Here is a 579-nt window from a genome sequence, read left to right as displayed (position 1 = left end):
AGACAACTTCATTACTCTCTGCATCTTGGTACTGAGGAGATAATTGATACTCGTACTCTGTTGGAAGGAGACGTTTAGGTTCCATGGTTGATTTGAACAGATTTACAATGGGAACACAGCCAACCATGACACTTTCCTCGTCGACTTGCTTTGGTAGCCAGTCATCGCTTGTATCGAAGTAAAAGCAAATCTCGACCTGCCCTTGAATCTCTAACTTATCTAAGCCGAGCTCGATCAAGTCAAAGAACATGAATTTTTCTGGGAAATGAAGGTACTCGACCAATAAACGAGATCCCGAAAAACTTCTCTTACTGTAAGGGACGACTTGTTCCTCGTCCCCAAAACCAACCGATTGAAGATGCCTCTTAGTTAGAGGCATGATTTCTTTACCATCCAATACGATTGAAAGACCAATCAAACTTTGGAATAACATTTGATATAGCTTGAGTGTTAATTGCGTCTGTCCATTTAAGTACAAACGCAAACAATCGATACCCATGGAATTGATAGAGGACTCTGAATCATGAGCACTCAGCTGACACCTTAGTACAGAGTGCGCATTATGCTCCCACTTAGAGC

1 protein-coding gene is annotated in these 579 nt (G+C 41.8%); it reads right to left on the bottom strand.

The genetic code is table 11. The features are described 5' to 3' along the window. Positions 1 to 579 (bottom strand): type VI secretion system baseplate subunit TssF (locus tag R7Q11_RS28110; protein ID WP_318094480.1); only part of this gene is annotated, 579 nt, incomplete at both ends.

Source organism: Vibrio sp. 970, from assembly GCF_033339075.1.
This window is presented reverse-complemented; position numbering and strand designations above follow the sequence as displayed.